This is a genomic window from Vibrio sp. bablab_jr001 (assembly GCF_016464285.1).
GTDB classification, from domain to species: Bacteria; Pseudomonadota; Gammaproteobacteria; order Enterobacterales; family Vibrionaceae; genus Vibrio; species Vibrio fluvialis.
Genome location: NZ_JACDWZ010000040.1, coordinates 1 through 741, shown reverse-complemented (window position 1 = coordinate 741; position 741 = coordinate 1). Strand labels below are relative to the sequence as shown.

Sequence of the window (741 nt, the reverse complement as noted above, 5' to 3'; positions counted from 1 at the left end):
ATGGGTATGGCTGACATCGCTGAAGTGCTTTGGCGCAGTCACTTGAACCACAACCCACAAAACCCGAACTGGGCAGACCGCGACCGTTTCGTGCTGTCCAACGGCCACGGCTCAATGCTGATTTACTCTCTGCTGCACCTGAGCGGTTACGAGCTGTCGATTGACGATCTGAAAAACTTCCGTCAACTGCACTCAAAAACCCCAGGCCACCCTGAGTACGGTTACGCACCTGGCATCGAGACCACAACTGGTCCTCTGGGCCAAGGTGTCACCAACGCAGTAGGTATGGCGATTGCAGAAAAAGCACTGGCAGCGCAGTTCAATAAACCGGGCCACGATATTGTTGACCACTTCACGTACGTGTTCCTGGGCGACGGCTGTCTGATGGAAGGCATCTCGCACGAAGCGTGTTCACTGGCGGGCACTTTGGGCCTGGGCAAACTGATCGCTTTCTGGGATGACAACGGCATCTCGATCGACGGTCACGTGGAAGGCTGGTTCTCAGACGACACTCCAAAACGCTTTGAAGCTTACGGTTGGCATGTAATTCCAGCGGTTGACGGTCACGATTCAGACGCGATCAACGCAGCGATTGAAGCAGCAAAAGCCGATCCTCGTCCAACACTGATCTGCACCAAAACCATCATCGGTTTCGGCTCGCCAAACAAAGCTGGCTCACACGATTGTCACGGTGCTCCTCTGGGCGCTGACGAAATCCAAGCCGCGCGTGAATTCCTGGGT

General features: G+C 55.1%; 1 pseudogene. It reads left to right on the top strand.

Annotation, left to right across the window (positions count from 1 at the left end):
* Positions 1-741, top strand: a pseudogene (locus JIG40_RS05945) (transketolase family protein); the annotation flags it as partial.